The organism is Pseudarthrobacter sp. P1, assembly GCF_050156935.1.
Classification (GTDB): Bacteria; Actinomycetota; Actinomycetes; order Actinomycetales; family Micrococcaceae; genus Specibacter.
In genome coordinates, this window is record NZ_CP189585.1 from 155691 (window position 1) to 173662 (window position 17972).

At 63.6% G+C, this 17972-nt stretch carries 13 protein-coding genes and 2 pseudogenes; 9 read left to right on the top strand and 6 right to left on the bottom strand.

The genetic code is table 11. The features are described 5' to 3' along the window. Window positions 1-79: 79 nt before the first annotated feature. Window positions 80-923 (top strand): IS5 family transposase gene (locus ACQCSX_RS21585; RefSeq protein ID WP_427019270.1). Its coding sequence is split into 2 segments (ribosomal slippage): window positions 80-415 and window positions 417-923, totalling 843 coding nucleotides; the frame shifts between segments, so codons are not numbered across the junction. Between the two features lie 525 nt (window positions 924-1448). On the opposite strand, the gene fbaA is transcribed toward ACQCSX_RS21585, so the two are convergent. From fbaA to tkt, 5 genes are all read right to left on the bottom strand, one after another. Further along, entirely contained in the window at window positions 1449-2486 is a 1038-nt protein-coding gene (gene fbaA / locus ACQCSX_RS21590; protein ID WP_427019279.1) for a class II fructose-bisphosphate aldolase, read from the bottom strand. Window positions 2487-2883: 397 nt separating this feature from the next. Continuing rightward, entirely contained in the window at window positions 2884-3357 is a 474-nt protein-coding gene (locus ACQCSX_RS21595) for a ribose-5-phosphate isomerase (protein ID WP_427019152.1), read from the bottom strand. Window positions 3358-3367: 10 nt separating this feature from the next. Beyond that, window positions 3368-4087, bottom strand: coding sequence for a ribulose-phosphate 3-epimerase (gene rpe, locus ACQCSX_RS21600; protein WP_427019153.1), 720 nt, complete (start codon window positions 4085-4087; stop codon window positions 3368-3370). Window positions 4088-4315: 228 nt separating this feature from the next. Further along, window positions 4316-5437 carry a transaldolase gene (gene tal, locus ACQCSX_RS21605; protein WP_427019154.1) on the bottom strand — a complete coding sequence of 374 codons (1122 nt, stop codon included), beginning with the start codon at window positions 5435-5437 and terminating at the stop codon, window positions 4316-4318. Between the two features lie 98 nt (window positions 5438-5535). Further along, window positions 5536-7662: a transketolase gene (gene tkt, locus ACQCSX_RS21610; RefSeq protein WP_427019155.1), complete on the bottom strand. Its 2127-nt coding sequence runs from the start codon at window positions 7660-7662 to the stop codon at window positions 5536-5538. Window positions 7663-7858: 196 nt separating this feature from the next. Here tkt and ACQCSX_RS21615 point away from each other — a divergent pair, with 196 nt between their 5' ends. The 8 genes and pseudogenes from ACQCSX_RS21615 (at window position 7859) to tnpC (ending at window position 17519) form a co-directional block, all read left to right on the top strand. Then, complete coding sequence (locus ACQCSX_RS21615; RefSeq protein WP_427019156.1) at window positions 7859-9166, top strand: LuxR C-terminal-related transcriptional regulator; 1308 nt, start codon at window positions 7859-7861, stop codon at window positions 9164-9166. Between the two features lie 172 nt (window positions 9167-9338). Continuing rightward, window positions 9339-10407: pseudogene (locus ACQCSX_RS21620) on the top strand (transposase); the annotation flags it as partial. 508 nt (window positions 10408-10915) lie between these two features. Next, window positions 10916-11326 (top strand): cupin domain-containing protein, encoded by a 411-nt coding sequence (locus ACQCSX_RS21625; RefSeq protein WP_427019157.1) that lies wholly within the window; start codon window positions 10916-10918, stop codon window positions 11324-11326. A 75-nt stretch (window positions 11327-11401) separates the two neighbouring features. Next, entirely contained in the window at window positions 11402-11764 is a 363-nt protein-coding gene (locus tag ACQCSX_RS21630; RefSeq protein ID WP_427019158.1) for a cupin domain-containing protein, read from the top strand. Window positions 11765-11944: 180 nt separating this feature from the next. After that, entirely contained in the window at window positions 11945-12325 is a 381-nt protein-coding gene (locus ACQCSX_RS21635; protein ID WP_427019159.1) for a cupin domain-containing protein, read from the top strand. Between the two features lie 707 nt (window positions 12326-13032). Beyond that, window positions 13033-15033: a choline BCCT transporter BetT gene (betT, locus tag ACQCSX_RS21640; protein WP_427019280.1), complete on the top strand. Its 2001-nt coding sequence runs from the start codon at window positions 13033-13035 to the stop codon at window positions 15031-15033. Window positions 15034-15358: 325 nt separating this feature from the next. Beyond that, a pseudogene (locus ACQCSX_RS21645) lies at window positions 15359-16546 on the top strand (IS3 family transposase). 61 nt (window positions 16547-16607) lie between these two features. Continuing rightward, window positions 16608-17519, top strand: coding sequence for an IS66 family transposase (tnpC, locus tag ACQCSX_RS21650; RefSeq protein ID WP_427019160.1), 912 nt, complete (start codon window positions 16608-16610; stop codon window positions 17517-17519). 117 nt (window positions 17520-17636) lie between these two features. Here tnpC and ACQCSX_RS21655 read toward each other — a convergent pair whose 3' ends face one another. Then, entirely contained in the window at window positions 17637-17930 is a 294-nt protein-coding gene (locus tag ACQCSX_RS21655) for a CBU_0592 family membrane protein (protein WP_427019161.1), read from the bottom strand. Window positions 17931-17972: the final 42 nt, after the last annotated feature.

Sequence of the window (17972 nt, forward strand, 5' to 3'; positions counted from 1 at the left end):
TGCGGTTTGGCATGATTGATGGGTGCCTTCTCGCTATTCCGTGTTGTCCGATGCCCAGTGGGAGTCCATTGCCCCGTTGATGCCCGATTCGTCGGGGAAACCGGGCCGACCCTTCAACGACCACCGGCTGATGACCGAGGGCATCATCTACCGCTACCGGGCAGGGATCCCATGGCGTGATCTCCCTGCCTATTTCGGGTCGTGGAAGACCGTGTGGAAGCACCACCGCCGCAACGCCGCCAACGGGACCTGGGACAAGGTCCTGGCGGCGTTGCTGACCCGCGCGGACACGGCCGGGCTGATCAACTGGGAGGTCTCGATCGACTCCACGGTCAACCGTGCCCACCAGCACGGCACGAACCTGCCCCGCCACACAGGGGGACCTGTCGAATTACAGGAATCTGCTCGACGAGCCTGAGGACCATGCCATCGGCCGGTCCCGCGGCGGGCTGACCACCAAGATCCACGCCCTGGTGGATGGCAACATGCGTCCCCTGGTCCTGCTGCTGGGGCCGGGCCAGGGCGGGGACTCGCCGATGTTTGAGAACCTCATGGAGGCCCTGAAGGTAGAAAGGCCCGGTCCCGGCCGGGCCCGCACCCGCCCGGACCGGGCCATGGCCGACAAGGCCTATTCCTCCAAAGCAATCCGGGCGTACCTGCGCGGGCGGGGCATCGAGTGCGTTATCCCGGAAAAGGACGACCAGAAGGCCAACCGGAAACGCAAGGGCTCCGCCGGGGGACGCCCCGTCAGATACGACAGGGACGCCTACAAACGGCGCAATGTGGTCGAGCGCAGCTTCAACACCCTCAAGCAATGGCGGTCCCTGGCCACCCGCTACGACAAACTGGCCCTCACCTACCGCTCAGCGGCCGTCCTGCACGCCGTCGTCATCTGGAGCGCCGCATTGGGAGACACGCCCTAGGGCGTGTCCGTTCCGTCAGCCACGACAGCAGCGGCAAAGGCGCCAGTGAACGCTGTGGCCAACCCGGCCGCAGGTGCTCGCCTGTCAACCGGCTCCCTCGACGGCCGCGATGACGGCACCCTCTTCCACGGGCTCACGACCCGCCCCACAAGCCCCCCCATCGGCGTGCCGGTGGCGGTGTTCCCCCGCTGAGGGTCAGGACGCGACGATCCGCACCTATTCCCCGCAGCGCCTTCAGGCCACGCATACCCGGGATGGACAGGTTCTCGTTGCCATCGCTGCCTCCATCAGTAAACGTCGGCCAAGCCGGCCGGTGGCCCATCTGTAGGACATCAATGTCGGCGGCCACGGCTTGATGCTCCTGGCCGAAGGCTGGCATTGCACTGCCGTATGGTCAGGACCGCTGCTTTCCCGCGAGGTTCAATGCTTCCTAGTCCGCTTCCAACTGTTCGTAGGCCTCGGTCTCGACCGGCAGGAGCGTGGGCTCCGGGCCGAGCAGGTTGGTGCGGAACGATTCGCCCATGTCTACTTGAACGTCTTGCCTGCGGAGCCGAGCTCCTGGGCGGCAACGCCGACACGGGCAGCCATTCCGGCCTCGGCCAGTGCGCCCCAGACGCGCGGGTCGTAGAGCTTCTTGTTCCCGACCTCCCCGTCAACCTTCAGCACGCCATCGTAGTTGGCAAGCATGTGGCCGGCCACCGGGCGGGTGAACGCGTACTGCGTGTCCGTGTCAATGTTCATCTTGATGACACCGTAGGAGACGGCGTCCTTGATTTCCTGCTCGGTGGAGCCGGAGCCGCCGTGGAAGACGAGGTCGAACGGGTTGGCCTTGCCCACCTTGGCACCGACCTGGGCCTGGATGTCCTTGAGGATCTCCGGGCGCAGCTTGACGTTGCCGGGCTTGTAGACGCCGTGCACGTTGCCGAAGGTCAGCGCGGTGATGTAGCGGCCGTTCTCGCCGGAGCCCAGGGCCTCGACCGTGGCCATGCCATCGGCAACCGTGGAGTACAGCTTGTCGTTGATGGCGTTCTCCACGCCATCCTCCTCGCCGCCCACGGCGCCGATCTCGATTTCGAGGATGATCTTGGCGGCAGCGGCGCGGTCCAGCATTTCGCGGGCGATGCGCAGGTTCTCATCGAGGGTTTCGGCGGAGCCGTCCCACATGTGGGACTGGAAGATCGGGTTTTCGCCGCGCTTGACGGCGGCCTCGGACTCGGCCAGCAGGGGCAGCACGAAGTCGGCCAGGTGGCCCTTGGGGCAGTGGTCGGTGTGCAGGGCGACGTTGATGTCGTAGTGCTTGGCAACCTCGCGCGCGTAGGCCGCGAAGGCCAGCGAACCGGTGACCATGTTCTTCACGGAGGAACCGGACCAGTAGGCGGATCCACCGGTGGTGACCTGGATGATGCCGTCGGAACCGGCGTCGGCAAACCCGCGCAGTGCGGCGCTCAGCGTCTGGGAGGACGTGACGTTGACCGCGGGGTAGGCGAAGCCGCCGGCCTTGGCGCGGTCGATCATCTCTGCGTAGATTTCAGGGGTTGCGATGGGCATGCTGGCTCCTTGTATGAGATTCGTCCATGGGCCCTTCCCGGCCGGTCAGGGCATACTCCGCCGTCCATTAGGTTTTCAACCGAACGGGAAGGCGGCTTCTTCGTAGCGTTAATAAGGGGTGAGCTTGGCCTGTGGGTGGCTCTGCGATGCCTGCCCCGCCGGGGTGTGTTGCCACTGCGCAGTCGTCGGTGCTGGGTACACCTGTGCGTTGCGCGAATCCAACGGCTGTGGCGTGGGATCCGGTACCGGACGGAATTGACCCACTCCGCCGCGATGTCGAAGCCACACGATTAATCAGTCGCGGCGAGGTCATTGCCCAGTGTTCAGGGCACGCCCGCCACACAGCCCAGCCTCCGGGAGCATCACTCCCCTTTTGGCGAACCCGCGCCGACGCCGTTGGTGAAGCGCCAAGCTATTCGGCAACCTCGCCGGTGGTTTCATAGCTGGCGATCTTGCCAATGCGGCGCTCGTGGCGCTCGGCATTGCTGAAGGGCTCGGCAAGGAAGGCCTCGATGATCTCGGTGGCCTCCTCCACGCTGTGCTGGCGCCCGCCCACGGCCACCACATTGGCGTCGTTGTGCTCGCGGGCCAGCGTGGCCGTGCTCAGGTTCCAGGCCAGGGCCGCGCGCGCGCCTTTGACCTTGTTCGCGGCGATCTGCTCACCGTTGCCGGAGCCGCCCAGCACGATGCCCAACGCATCCATGCCGGCAGCCTGGTCTGCCACGACGGCGGATGCGGCGTTGATGCAGAAGCTCGGGTAGTCGTCCTCGGCGTCGTACTCGGTCGGCCCGTGGTCGACCATCTCGTAGCCCTTGGCGCTCAACGCGGAGATGAGGTGGGTGCTGAGCTCGAGGCCGGCGTGGTCGGTGGCAATGTGAACGCGCATGAGTGGTCCTTTAGGCTTGTTGGAGTGCAATGTCATTGAAGTGCAGTGTCGCCGGGGCGAAGGCGAGCTGGCTTTTCGCACGCAGCGATTCGATGGCGTCCGCAGGCGATGGCCTGCCGTACACCGCCGATCCGGCCACGAAGACGTTGGCACCCGCCTCCGCTGCGCGGATGATGGTTTCCTCCGTGATCCCGCCGTCGACTTGGATGGCCACGTCCACCCCCGACCCATCGACCGCCGCTCGGGCGCGGCGGATCTTGGGCAGCATGACGTCCAGGAACGCCTGGCCTCCAAAGCCGGGCTCCACCGTCATGATCAACAGCATGTCCAGCTCGGGGAGCATGTCCAAGTACGGTTCCACCGGGGTGGCCGGGCGCAGCGCCATGCCGGCCTTGGCCCCCCGGGCGCGAAGTTCGCGGGCGAGCTTGATCGGTGCATCGGACGCCTCTACATGAAACGTCACCGAGCTCAGACCGGCGTCGGCGAACTGCGGCGCCCAGCGGTCGACATTGGAAATCATCAGATGGGCGTCCAACGGCACGGGGCTGACCTTTTGCAGCCGTTCCACGACGGGCAGGCCGATGGTCAGGTTCGGCACGAAGTGGTTGTCCATGACATCCACATGCACGGCATCGGCATTGCTGATGCGGGCCAGCTCGGCCTCGAGGTTGACGAAATCGGCCGAGAGGATGCTGGGGTTGATGCAGCACTTCGGGGGCACACTGGGCATGGTGTCTGCCTTTCGGTATCGGTCGGATCTTGCGGAACAGGGCCTGGAACTGCGCCGGCTGCTCGTTGGCCTCGGCTGCGTGGAGACCCCCAAGGTCGTATCCACGCAGCCGGGACGCATGGCGGATTCAGCATCGGGACCCACAGGGTGTAGTCCTTAGCGAAAACCCTTGGTGGTGCTCCCTGCTGCGGAGCATCGGTGGCGCCGCAGCAGGGAGTGCTCGGTGGGTTAGGCTGCCTGCCGTGCAGCGGCGAGGGCTTCGTCGACGTCGGCCAACAGTTCCTTCCAGCTGGCCACGAACTTCTCCAGCCCTTCGGATTCCAGGAGTGCGACGACGTCGTTGTAGGAGACGCCGACGCCTTCGAGGGCGTTGAGCACGCCTTTTGCTTCCGTGTAGGTGCCGGTGATGGTGTCACCTTCGACCACGCCGTGGTCGAAGGTGGCGTCGAGGGTCTTTTCCGGCATGGTGTTCACGACGTCGGCAGCTGCCAGCCCGGTCACGTACAGGGTGTCCGGCAGGGCCGGGTCCTTCACACCGGTGGAGGCCCACAGGGGACGCTGCGGCCGGGCGCCGGCAGCCGCCAGCACGGCCCAGCGCTCGGTGGAGAAGAGCTCTTCATAGACCTGGTAGGCGAGACGGGCATTGGCAACGCCCGCCTTGCCCTTCAGCGCCTTGGCTTCATCGGTGCCAATGGCGTCCAGACGCTTGTCGATCTCGGTGTCCACGCGGGAGACGAAGAACGATGCCACCGAGTGGATGGTGGAGAGGTCGTGGCCGTTGTCCTTGGCCAGTTTCAGACCCGTCTGGAAGGCGTTGATGACGGCCCGGTAGCGCTCCAGCGAGAAGATCAGCGTGACGTTGACGCTGATGCCTTCGCCCAGGGTTTCTGCGATGGCGGCCAGACCTTCCAGGGTTGCCGGGATCTTGATGTGGACGTTGTCCTTGTTGACCTTCTTGTAGAGCTGCTTGGCCTCGGCGATGGTGCCCTTGGTGTCCCAGGCCTTGCGCGGGTCGACCTCGATGGAGACGCGGCCGTCGACGCCCTTGGTGGACTTGGCGATGGAGGCGAAGAGGTCGCAAGCGTCGGCGACGTCGGCGGTGGTGATCTCGAAGATCGTCTCCTCAAGGCTGGCGCCCTGCGCGGCAAGGTCGGCGATCTTCGCGTCGTAGTCCGTGCCGGAGGTGATCGCGGCCTGGAAGATGGATGGGTTGGTGGTCACGCCGACGACGTTCTTTTCGTCGATGAGCCTCTGCAGGCTGCCGCTGGAGAGCCGTTCGCGGGAAAGGTCGTCCAGCCAGATGGATACACCGGCGTCGGAAAGCTGTGCGGTGGGTGTTGCATTGGTCATGGCTTCTGCTTCTTCCTTCGAAAATGATGACGGTTGGCCCCGGTGCCGCGGGACGGCCGTGGTCCGTCCCGCGGCACCGGCCGCAGGGCAGTTGGTTGTTAGTTGCCTGCGGCGGAAAGGGAATCCTTGGCCGCGGCGGCGACTGCTTCTGCCGTGATGCCAAACTCCTGGAACAGGCGCTTGTAGTCGGCCGAGGCGCCGAAGTGCTCCAGCGAGATGGAACGGCCGGCGTCGCCGACGAATTCGCGCCAGCCCAGCGCCAGGCCGGCCTCAACGGAGACGCGGGCCTTGACGGCGGCGGGAAGGACGGATTCCTTGTACTCGTCCGTCTGGGCGTTGAACCACTCCACGCACGGCATGGAGATGACGCGGGTGGGGATGCCCTCGGCCTGCAGGGCCTCGCGGGCCTCGACGGCCAGCTGCACCTCGGAACCGGTGGCGATGAGCAGCACCTGCGGGGCCACAACGGCGCCGTTCGCGGTGGACTCGGCCAGCACGTAGCCGCCCTTGGCGACGCCGTCGGCGGAGCCGAAGAGCTCGGCCGTGGCGGCACCCTCGGAGCGGGCGTACGTGGGGATGTTCTGGCGGGTCAGCACGATGCCGGCCGGGTTGGAGGTGTTCTCCAGGATCTGCTTCCACGCCTGGGGCACCTCGTTGGCATCGCCGGGGCGGACCACGTCCAGGCCCGGGATCGCACGCAGCGAGGAGAGCTGCTCCACCGGCTGGTGCGTGGGGCCGTCTTCGCCGAGGCCGATGGAATCGTGCGACCACACATAGATGGAGGGAACGCCCATCAGGGCGGAGAGGCGGATCGCCGGGCGCTGGTAGTCGGAGAAGATCATGAACGTGCCGGAGAACGCCCGGGTCGGGCCCGCGAGGTGGATGCCGTTCACGATGGAGGCAGCGGCGTGCTCGCGGATGCCGAAGTGCAGCACCCGGCCGTACGGGTTGCCCTTCCACGTTTCCGTGGAGCGGGAGGCGGGGATGAACGACGGCGAACCCTCGATGGTGGTGTTGTTGGACTCCGCGAGGTCGCAGGATCCGCCCCAGAGCTCGGGCAGGACCGGGCCGATCGCGTTGAGCACCTTGCCGGAGGCGGCACGGGTGGAGACGTCCTTGCCTGCTTCGAAGGAGGGCAGGGCGGCGTCGAGTCCGGCCGGAAGCTTCTTGGCTTCGATGCGCTCCAGCAGGGCAGCACCCTCGGGGTTGGCCGACTGCCAGGCGGTGAAGGACTCGTCCCATGCGCTGCGCGCGGCGGCACCGCGGTCGACGACGGAGCGGGCGTGGGCCAGCACGGCCGGGTCGACCTCGAAGGACTTGGCGGGGTCGAAGCCCAGGACTTCCTTTAGGCCCGCGACTTCGTCGGCACCGAGCGCTGAACCGTGGATCTTGCCGGTGTTCTGCTTCTTGGGGGCCGGGTACCCGATGATGGTGCGCAGCGAGATGATGGACGGCTTGGAGGTCTCGGCCTTGGCCTTCAGCAGCGCCGTGTACAGCTCGGCAATGTCCTCCACGTATTCGCCCGTCTTGGTCCAGTCCACGCGCTGGGTGTGCCAGCCGTAGGCCTCGTAGCGGCCGAGGACGTCCTCGGTGAAGGCGATGTCGGTGTCGTCCTCGATGGAGATGTGGTTCTCGTCGTAGACCACCACGAGGTTGCCCAGTTCCTGGTGGCCGGCCAGGGAGGAGGCCTCGGACGTGACGCCTTCCTGGATGTCGCCGTCGGAGGCGATGACCCAGATGGTGTGGTCGAACGGGCTTTCTCCGGCAGGAGCATCGGCGTCGAACAGGCCGCGCATCCGGCGCTGGGAGTACGCGAAGCCCACGGAGGAAGCCAGGCCCTGGCCCAGCGGGCCGGTGGTGATCTCGACACCCTTGGTGTGCTTGTACTCCGGGTGGCCCGGCGTCAGCGAACCCCAGGTGCGCAGGGCCTGCAGGTCCTCCAGCTCCAGGCCGTACCCGGAGAGGAACAGCTGGATGTACAGCGTCAGCGAGGAGTGGCCGGGGGAAAGGATGAAACGGTCGCGGCCCAGCCAATCCGGATCGGACGGGTCATGGCACATCAGCTTCTGGAAGAGAAGGTAGGCGGCGGGAGCCAGGGACATCGCGGTGCCGGGGTGGCCGTTGCCGACCTTCTCGACCGCATCGGCGGCCAGAACTCGTGCGGTGTCCACCGCGCGCTGGTCTTCGGGCGTCCAGTCGAGTGTTGCTGATTTAGGATCTGACAAGGTGGTCACCAAAGTTGCTGTCGGATTCACGATTAATCCCCTTCGATTCGGTCATCGGCCGGTAGTGGCCGCACGGATGTTTTCTGGCTGATACCCATCCTCGCGAAACGAACGGGTAGGTGTAACACTGTTTTCTGACGGTTCTTACTACCCATTCGGACTGGTCGGACGTGGCCGCCCCCGGTAGACTGCTTCGATGAGCTCAGCCACCCACCGATCGCTGCAGGAATCCACCGCGCCTAGTCCTGACCCGCACTGGCCGCTTTTGCAGGCCATAGCAACATTGGCCGACGCGCCCCTGACCCATATCGCGGAGCAGCTGCGGAACGCCTCGCTCCCCTATCTGGGAAGCAGCTCGCTGGTCATCTTCACCGAAGACTGCACGGGGCGGCCACAGAAGAAGGCAGGTGAGGAAGAGATCATTTCCCGGGTCTCCATCGCCGAGCTGGATAATCTTCGAGCTGCCCTCACGGATGAGACCCCCTGGTTCGGGGAGGCCGAGATTGCAGGCCGGCCACGCCCGGTGCTCGCCCTGAAGTATGCCCCCAGCCATGCCCTCCTCGTCCTCACGGATCCCCACCCGGCCGGCCCGGGGCACAACGCCGGGCTGGACATGGTGACGTATTTGTGGCGTCTTGCTGCCCGGCGGATCCAGGAGAAAGTGGCCGATGCACCGCCGTCGTATCTGCTGGAATCGCGGGCGGCCTCAGCTGAACGCATCCGTGTGACGGCGGAATTGACCGATCTGCACTCCACGACCCTGGAGACCCTCCTGGCTGCCCTGCGCTCGTCCTCCTTGGCGGATGCAGCGGCCCGCACAACCGTCACCGACCTCGCCGCCAAGGCCTTGGTCGGGCTCCGCACCCTCAGCGACCGCACGACCGATCTGGCGAAAGAACCCGTCGCCAAGGCCTTCGAACGCCTGCGGGAGGACCTGCGGCCGCTCACCCGGTTCAGCGGCGTTGAGGTCGAGTTCATCGAACCGCCGCTGAATGGCCGGGACCTGCCCGGCGAAGTTGCCCACGCGGCACGGGCCATCGTCCGCGGACTTGTGCTGGCCATGATGGAACAAACCGACATCAGCAGGATCCGGACGCAGTGGGACTGCGACGGCGAAAACCTGCTGATCAACGTCCGAGACGACGGCCGCGGCACACTCTCCGCCGACACGCCGAGCATCAGCGGCCTTGAGCGCCGGGTCCAGGCGCTCACCGGGCACCTGCGGATGGACGTCATGCCCGGCTGGGGTGCGGACATCTTCGTCTCGCTCCCCCTGGACCTGCCGACACGCCCTGCCGGGGATGTCGCCGGATGGAACCTTGCCGCCCGGGAACTAGAAGTGCTCCAGCACCTTGCCGCCGGACACCGCAACCGCACCATCGCATCAACGCTGGGCATCAGCGAGAACACGGTCAAGTTCCACGTGCGGAACCTGTTCAAGAAGCTCGGGGTCGGCTCGCGCACCGAGGCCATCGCCCTGGCACACAGCCACGGACTCCGGTGACAGGCATGAACCCGGGAGCACGGGGGCAATCTGTGCCCCGTCGAAGCACCCCTATGTGTCAGGCTGGAACGGTACCAGGGGCTCATAGCAAGTCCAGTCCAGTTTTGAGTGCGGTGCGCGAAGATGGTTCCATGAGTAGTCCCGGGCCGGTGGGCCGAGGCCTCGCCGGTCGTTGACCCCGGTGCAGAAGCTCGAGTTTTTGACCGCGTACGAGACCGCATGCCAGGGCAATGAGGGTGGTGCGTTCCTGCGCCGGGAAGGGCTGTATTCCTCGCAGATGACCGAGTAGCGCCGGCTGCGTGACGCCGGGGTCCTGGCCGGGAAGAAGGCCGGTGAGCCGATGGGGAAACCGTCGGCGGAGCAGGCCGAGAATGCGCGGCTGCGCCGCCAGCTGGAGGTGAGCGAGAGCCGGTTGAAGAAGACCGAGGCAGCCTTGGAGCTGATGGGAAAACTGCAAGCGTTCATAGAGAGCGCCTCACAGGATATCCCGGACGAGCCCCGGTCCAAGAAGCACTGATGGCCACGCATCGGTCGATGCTGGAATTGAAGATCCCCGCACGGAAGGCCGCATCGTTGACGGGTGTTTCGCGGACGACGGCGAACCGCAAACCGGCCCCGCCGCGGGACCATGCGGCGGTGGTGCCCAAGAACAAGCTCAGTTCCACCGAAGAGGGCCGGCATCCTGGCGGCGCTGAATTCACCCGAGTTCGTGGACCTGGCCCCATGCAGGTCGATGCCAAGCTGCTGGATGCGGGGATCTATCTGGGATCGCTGTCGACCTTTACCGGGTGCTGGAGGAAAACAAACAGGTCAAGGAACGCCGCCGGCTGGCCAAGCACCCGCCCCGGACCATTCCCGAGCTTGCCGGTCCGCTCAGGGGCAAGTATTTCGACTGCTACATGATGGTCGACATCCATTCGAGGTTCATCGTCGGCGCGCACGTGCACGCCACCGAATCCGGGGCGTTGGCCGTGGAAATGATGAAGGAAATCTTCGGCATCCACGGCGTCCCGCAGGTCGTGCACGCGGACCGGGGGGACATCCATGACCTCCAAAACGGTGGCCGCGCTGCTGGCGGATTTGGAGGTCATCCGCTCGCACTCCAGGCCGCGGGTGAGCAACGACACCCCATATTTCCAGGGGCTGTTCAAGACCCTGAAATACGGTCCGGAATTCCCCGTGCACTTCGCGTCAGTCCATGACGCCTGGGCCTTCATCGGTGCTTCGTGGACTGGTACAACTGTGAGACTCCACGGGGAGATCGGCCACATCCCGCCGGTGGAGGCCGAGGCAACCTTCCAGCCACACCAGCCCGGTACCACATCGGTGAAACGGGTGAAACCGGACCTCCATCAAACCCGGCGCTTGACAGTCTCGGAGCCGCCCTCTCAACACGGCCTGCTCATTCAGAATCCTGGACTTCTAGGCCTGCAATGCCGTCACCCACATCAAGGCCCACTTCCCCGCCACTGCCTGCCTTTTCGCCATCGTCTGCGCCATGAAAGGCGGCATGGACGACAACCGGACACGCCACCTGAACCCACGGCGAAATGAAGGAAATCAGATGAGACAAGACATGCATTCAGACAAAGGTTTTTAAAGAGTCGACATGAACCGTTGACTTGAACATTCGTCCATGTCAAAGTATTCACAGCGAAGTGACCCGCATCACGCTGGTGCAATGTCACCGAGATCCACCAAGGCACGCTGCACAGCAGATTCTCCCCACTAGCGAAACGGTTAAAGACAATGTCCACAACCACTCCTCAGCTCCCGACACTGACGTCCAGGGAAGCGATCGACTTCTGGCAAGCGAAGCCCATGACGGCCATGGAGGGCGAATGGGGTCGATTGCGCTGCAGATTCATAAATTCCCACCCCAACGGCAAATGGGATGACTTCATACTCTCGGAGTGGGAGCTGAAGGCCTGTGCCTGGGAGGACTTTCACCCGCACAGCGAGACTGCTTTCGTGCTGGAAGGCGAACTCCATATCGAGAGCGAAGGCAAGACTGTCATCCTGAAGCCGGGCGACTCGGCGCGTGTCAATCCCGGCCGTCTGGGCCGATACTGGGCACCCGTCTACGCGCGAATGGTCACCATTTACGGCCCCAACCCCGAAGGTCTCGAGTCGCACTCCTTCCGATACTCCGAAATATAGGCCTTTCCGCAATGAAACAAAAAGTAGAACCTCTATCGGCAGACGTGACTGGTAGCCCACACGAAAGGCAAAACAATGACTGAAAAGACAGCCTCCATCTCCGCCCGCCTTATCCGCGATGCAGGGAACGTTACGGAGCTGGATGACTGGGGCCCTTGTCCTGAAGCGACGGGGCATCAGATGGACACTCGCGGAGTCTACCTGTGGAAGGACGAGGACGGTGCCGAATCTGGCATCTGGGAATGCACCGCAGGACCCTCCCGCTGGGTCCTTGAAACAAACGAATTTGTGCACGTTCTTTCAGGCTCGATGACAATTACCCCCGACGGCGGCGAGCCTGAGTTCCTGGGTCCCGGAGACACGGTCTTCATCCCTCGGGGCTGGAGTGGCAACTGGGAGATTCACGAGACACTGCGCAAACTCTACGTGATCTTCTGACAGCGACCAGGACAGGCGTTCCGATGCGGAACCCTGTCGATCAGTACCAGAAATTTCATTGACCGGGAGAGCCGTTATGAGTGCTGCAGGAGCAAACACGCAACGCTAACGGCTATCAATATTACACAGTTCTGACAAAGATAAGTCAGGCTTTCACACCACTATCCACAGGAGAAAACCATGGAAACCCTCACCGTAGGAACACTGAGCAAGACCGGATCCATTCACAAGGTGGAAAACGGTTATATCGGACTGCCGTCAATGAACGTCCCTGGATGTGACGCCGCAATCGCTGACTCCCTCACCCACCCCAACGGTTCAGTCATGAGTTCCGGATTCTTCGAGCTGAAGGCCTCCGAGCCCCTGGTGTACACGTACACCTGCGACGAGATGAAAGTTGTCATCAAGGGTGAGTTCATCCTCACCGACCGGGCGACAGGGGAAGTGACACACGCGAAGGAGCGCGATGTCCTATTTTTCCCCAAGGGAGCAGAAGTGACGTTTGAAACCCCTGACTACGGTCTGGGTTTCTTCACCGCTCACGGCTCCATGTCATCCTAAAGAAGACCTCGCGAGCCGAATCCAGCGGCGTTAATGCCTATTCGCTCACCGGTTTAGGCAGCGCCCCGTTTGGTTGCACCGTCTTCGGTCCTCCAGATCGAAGACGGTGCTGGCGACTCCCTGGCAATGCATCGGTTCGCGATCGGTGACCGTGTGCATGTTTCACGTCCTCGCAGTACCTTCGCCCCAGCGGCAACAGCCACGCACAATCTGCCCGTTGCGGCAGGAATCGGAATCATACCTTGGGCGGGGGCGCGCATGGGGAACGAGGAAATTTCCGGGACCGGGGCTGGCAGAATGCACTGATCGCGGTACCTTCCAGAAGGTTCTGACGGAAAATTTCACCATCCAGAAACTCGGAACTCACCTCTACGTCTGCGGGCCGGCTGCCTTCCTGGATACAATCTCGGGCCAAGCGCGGGATCTTGGCCGCTGGTCCGCCTGTATTAAGAAGCCTTTGGCACGACCGAGCTGGACGAGAGCCACCCGTTCACGGTGAATCTGCATCATAGCGGCATCCGATTGGAAGTTCCGGCGCCGAGGGCACCTCGGCACCGGAATCTCTATCTGACCTACCAGGAAAAGGCCGCGAACACCACAATGACGTGCTGTGCTTCACGCAGCCTGGACCAAAAATTGGAGCGGGACCCTTGAGTACCACCATCATCGACAAAGACAAAGACGCTAACACAGCGCCCCCACAACTCATTAAAGACGGCGGCCCCAGGGTTAACTGGCGCGTCTTCATCATCGCTTCAACCATTATCATCGCCTTCACGCTCTGGGCGATGCTGATGCCCACCAACGCAGAGAACACCATGACAACGGTGGTGGCCTGGATCGCGCAGAACCTCGGCTGGTTTTACGTCCTCACCGTCACTGTAGTGATCGGTTTTGTCCTGTGGGTGGCCCTGTCCAAGGTGGGGTCGGTCCGGATGGGCCCGGACCACTCCCGGCCCCAGTACAAGCTTTTCACGTGGGTGGCCCAACTGTTCGCCTGCGGTGTGGGAATCGACATGCTGTTCTACTCCGTGACCGGACCCATCACTCAATATATGCATCCTCCGGAAGGGACCGGCCAAACGGCGGCCGCCGCCCAGGACGCCGTGGTCTGGACCATGTTCCACTACGGTGTGGCTGGCTGGTCCATGTATGCGCTCCTTGGAATGGCCATGGGGTATTTCGCCTACCGGTGGGGCATGCCGCTGTCGATTAGGTCGGCCCTGTACCCTTTGCTGGGGAAGCGCGTCAAGGGTGGCATCGGTGACACGATCGACATCGTCACCCTGGTGGGCACTGTCTTCGGCGTGGCCACGGCCATGGGAATCGGCGTGGTCCTGCTGGATATCGGCTTCTCCATAATTTTTGGTCTGGAGCAAGGCTTGGCCCTGCAGATCGCGCTGGTGATTGTCGCCGTCGTACTGACCATCGCCTCGTGCACGTCCGGCGTTGACAAAGGAATCCGCTGGATCGCGGAGCTGAACATCTGGGTCGCCGCGGCCTTGCTGCTGTACATACTCGTGACCGGCCAGACCGCGTTCCTGCTCAACGCCCTGGTGGAAAACATCGGCCGCTTTGCCGTCACCCTGCCCGGCCGCACGCTGGAAACGTTCGCGTACGATGCGGGCGGTTCGGATTGGATGGCCGGCTGGACCCTGTTCTTCTGGGCCTTCTGGCTTGCCTGGGGGCCGTTCGTGGGCCTGTTCCTGGCACGTATCTCCCGCGGCCGGACGCTGCGCGAGTTCGTCATAGCTGCGATCACCGCCCCCGTGCTGTGCGATTTCCTGGTCGTGAGCATCTTCGGCAACAGCGCCATGCACGAGGTTTTGAGCGGCAACACAAAGTTCGCCGAACTCGCCATCGACAGCCCGGAACGAGGCTGGTACGCACTGCTCGGGATGTTCCCCGGAGCCTCTTTCCTGATCGGGTTGGGTACGTTATCCGGCATGCTGTTCTATCTCACCAGTGCCAACTCCGGCGCCATGATGATGTCCAATTTCTCCTCCACCATCAAGGATCCGTCGCAGGACGGGGCCAAGTGGCTACGAATCTTCTGGGCCGTCCTCACCGCGCTGCTCACCATTGCGATGCTGGTGGCTGGCGGCGTGACCACCATGGAGCACGCCACGCTGATCTTCGCCCTGCCGGTGACGATCATCGCCTGGCTGGTGATGGCTTCCTTCGCGAAGGCGTTGCGGACGGAGCAGGCACAACGTGTGGGCCGGGAACTGCGCCGGCAGGCGAAGGCCGTGCACGGTGGCCACGGGCCGGACCGCACCTGGCGGCAGAGGCTGACGGGGATCCGGTCCTATCCCTCGAAGATGGAAATAGCCCAGTTCATGGAACACACAGTGGAGCCGGCACTGGCCGAATTGGTGGAGGAATTCACCAAGCAGGGCCACCAGGCCACCTTGGACATTGTCCGGCACGAATCCACGGGTATTTCCAGTTACGCGCTGGTGGTTCCCATTCCGGATCATCGCGATTTCCTCTATCAGATCGAGGCCGTGGAAGCTCCGGTGCCGACGTTCGGTGGGCGTACATTCCACGAAACGGACGTTTACTATCGCGCGGAAGTCTTCGATCAGACCGGCTCCGAGGGCTACGACCTGATGGGCGTAACGCGCCAACAGGTGATCGACGACGCTCTGGGCCGTTACGAGGGCCACCTGGGCTTTCTTACCTATCTGGGCACGGGGCCATCATGACCGCTTCCGTGTTCACCGCCGGTAGCGCCGTCCATGACTTCAAGCGCGCAGGCGGCGCGCGAGAAGGCCACAGCGTGCCCGGCGGCGCGCGACCCCACCCAGCCAGGGTCAGACAGTGACCTCTTGCGCCATCCGGAACTCGCCAGCGGCATAGACACCCAGGATGCGGACTTCCTTGGTAAAGAAATCCTGCTCATCCAGGGCCACGAGTATAGGCAGGCTAAGGGGTGGCCTTCACCGGCCACCCCTTAGTGGGCTGCTCTGGGGATTTCGGACAGTGGTACCCCTGAAATGATGGGGACTACCGGAATGAGGAATCACCAGAATGTCATCAACCCGTCGCAGGTTTAGTCAGGAATTCAAGGATGAACTGTGCCGCGAAGTCATCGACTCGTCCAAGCCCATCAAATCCGTCGCCACCGAATACGGCGTGGGCGCCGAGACGTTGCGCAATTGGCTGAAGAAGTACAGGCAAGCCCACGGTGGCATTGAGACGGAGGCGGAGTTGAACGTCTCCGAACGTGCCCGGCTCAAGGAACTGGAACGTGAGAACCAGGAACTGAAGGCGGAGGCCGCGTTCCTAAAAAAAGCGGCCGCATACTTCGTGCGGGAGCCACGGTAGTGGCGAAGCATGAATTCATCGATTCCTACGCGGCCACCGAGAAGGTGCCGGCGGTGTTGAAGATGTGCCGGTGGTTGGAGGTCTCCCGCTCGGGGGTTCTACCACTGGCGCTCCCGCCCGGTCTCGGCCACCGCAGCCCGCAGGACGGCACTGACCGCCCGTGTACGGCATTTCTTTGAGGAATCCGAGGGGACCTACGGGTACCGCCGGATCCACGCCGACCTGTCGGCCCAGGAGACCGAGTGTTCCCCGGAACTGGTGCGCCAAATCATGAGGCAAGAAGGCCTGGTTCCGTGCCAGCCGCGGCCCTTCAGGACCGCCACGGTCGCCGATGCAGAAGCGGCAGCCGCAATGCCGGACCTGGTCCGCCGGGACTTCACCGCCGACCGGCCTGGCATCAAATTCGTCGGAGACATCACGTACATCCATACGTGGCAGGGCTTCATCTACCTGGCCACGGTCATCGACTGCTATTCCAAGAAAGTCGTTGGTTGGGCCATCGATGACCACATGCGCTCCGAACTAGTGGAACGGGCCCTGCGCAACGCCGCAGCCACGACACGAATCGAGCCGAACGCGATCTGGCATTCAGACCGCGGGAGCGTTTACACCTCAGCCTCGTTCAGGGCCCTGGTCGCCAGCTTGGGGATGCGTTCATCCATGGGGAAAACCGGCATTTGCTGGGACAACAGCCAGGCAGAAACTTTCTTCTCGGCCCTGAAAAACGAGCGCGTGTACCGCACGACGTACGCCACGAAGGACCGGGCCCGTAGTGACATCATCCGCTACATCGAGGGGTTCTACAACAGCCGCAGACGCCATTCGGCACTCGATTACCGGCGACCGAATGAAGTCCACTACAGTTACCAGCAGCCGGCCGCGGCAGCGTAGAAAAACCACTAATCCGCTGTCCGAAAACTCCTAAGCAGCCCACCGGGCCCTGGGCGTCTACATGCTCAGCGTCCAGCACCTGCCGCTCAAACGCACCGCCGAACTGATGAGCGACGTGGTCCGGGCCCCGGTCAGCCAGGGCTCGTTGGTCAGCTGGCAAGCTGGTGCGGCCGCTGCCTTGGACGGCTTCGATGAGGCCCTGGCCCGGGGATTGTCGAGGGCACCGGTGCTTGGCGCCGACGAGACCGGGATCCGGGTGGACGGGAAACTGGCCTGGGTGCACGCGGCCCGCACGGAGAAGTTGACCCGGTACACGGTCTCGCCCAAGCGCGGGTACCAGGGGATGGAGGACGCCGGGGTGCTGACGGCCCTGAAACCAGATACGGTGCTCACGACGGACTTCTTTGCACCTTACTGGCGTCTGAACGTCATCCACGCGGTCTGCGGGGCCCACCTGTCCCGGGAGTTGGTGGCCACGGCCGAAGTCGACGGCCAGGAAGGCTGGGCGCAGCCGATGGAGCGGCTGCTGGCTGAGAATAACCGTGTCGCACACCGTGGCAGGGAGGCCGGCGGGACCCACTTCGCCCCCGCCTTGCTGGCACAGTACCAGCGAAGATACGAAACCCTCGTCCAGGCCGGGTGGGCGGCAAACCCTGTCCACCATCCTGGCAAGCACGCCAAGAAACGTCCCAAGCATGTGAACCTGCTTGACCGACTCGACGGGCACCGTGAGGAGGTGCTGCGCTTCGCCACGGACCTGCGTGTGCCGTTCACCAACAATGGATCCGAGAGGGATATCCGGCCGTTGAAGATCAAGATGAAAGTCTCCGGCGGGCTGCGCAGCATGGCCGGTGCCGAAGCATTCTGCCGGTTGCGTTCCTACTTCTCCACCGCAGCCAAACAAGGCCAATCAGCGTTCGACGCGATAGTCCTACTCCACAACGGAAACCCCTGGCAACCCGCCATTAACTGAACCGGCCCCTGCCCAAGAACCAGCTGAGTAGTTACGCAATATCTACGGGATCCGCGGAAAGTGGGGGTGCCTACGCGACGGGGGCGTCCGCGGGAGGAGGCTGGAAAGGCGGGGTGCCTACGCGACGGGGGCGTCCGCGGGAGGAGGCTGGAAAGGCGGGGTGCCTATGCGGCGCGGTCGTCCGCGGCGCAGCACACCGGCCAGGCTGATCGCCGAGATGATGGACCAGACACCCTCCAGCAGCAGAAAGCCCCACTGCGCGCTGAACAGGGCCTGCAATGCCAGGACACCGGATCCGAACGTGTTCAGCAGCAGGTAGCGGCGGGACTTGTGGTCCAGGATTCCCAGCTGTGCCAGGCCAAAAGCGATAAGGACCAGCACCGATCCGCCGATCTGGATGAGCTGGTCCATATCTGTCTCCTTGAAGTCATTTGTGGTAATCCGTCGAGTTTA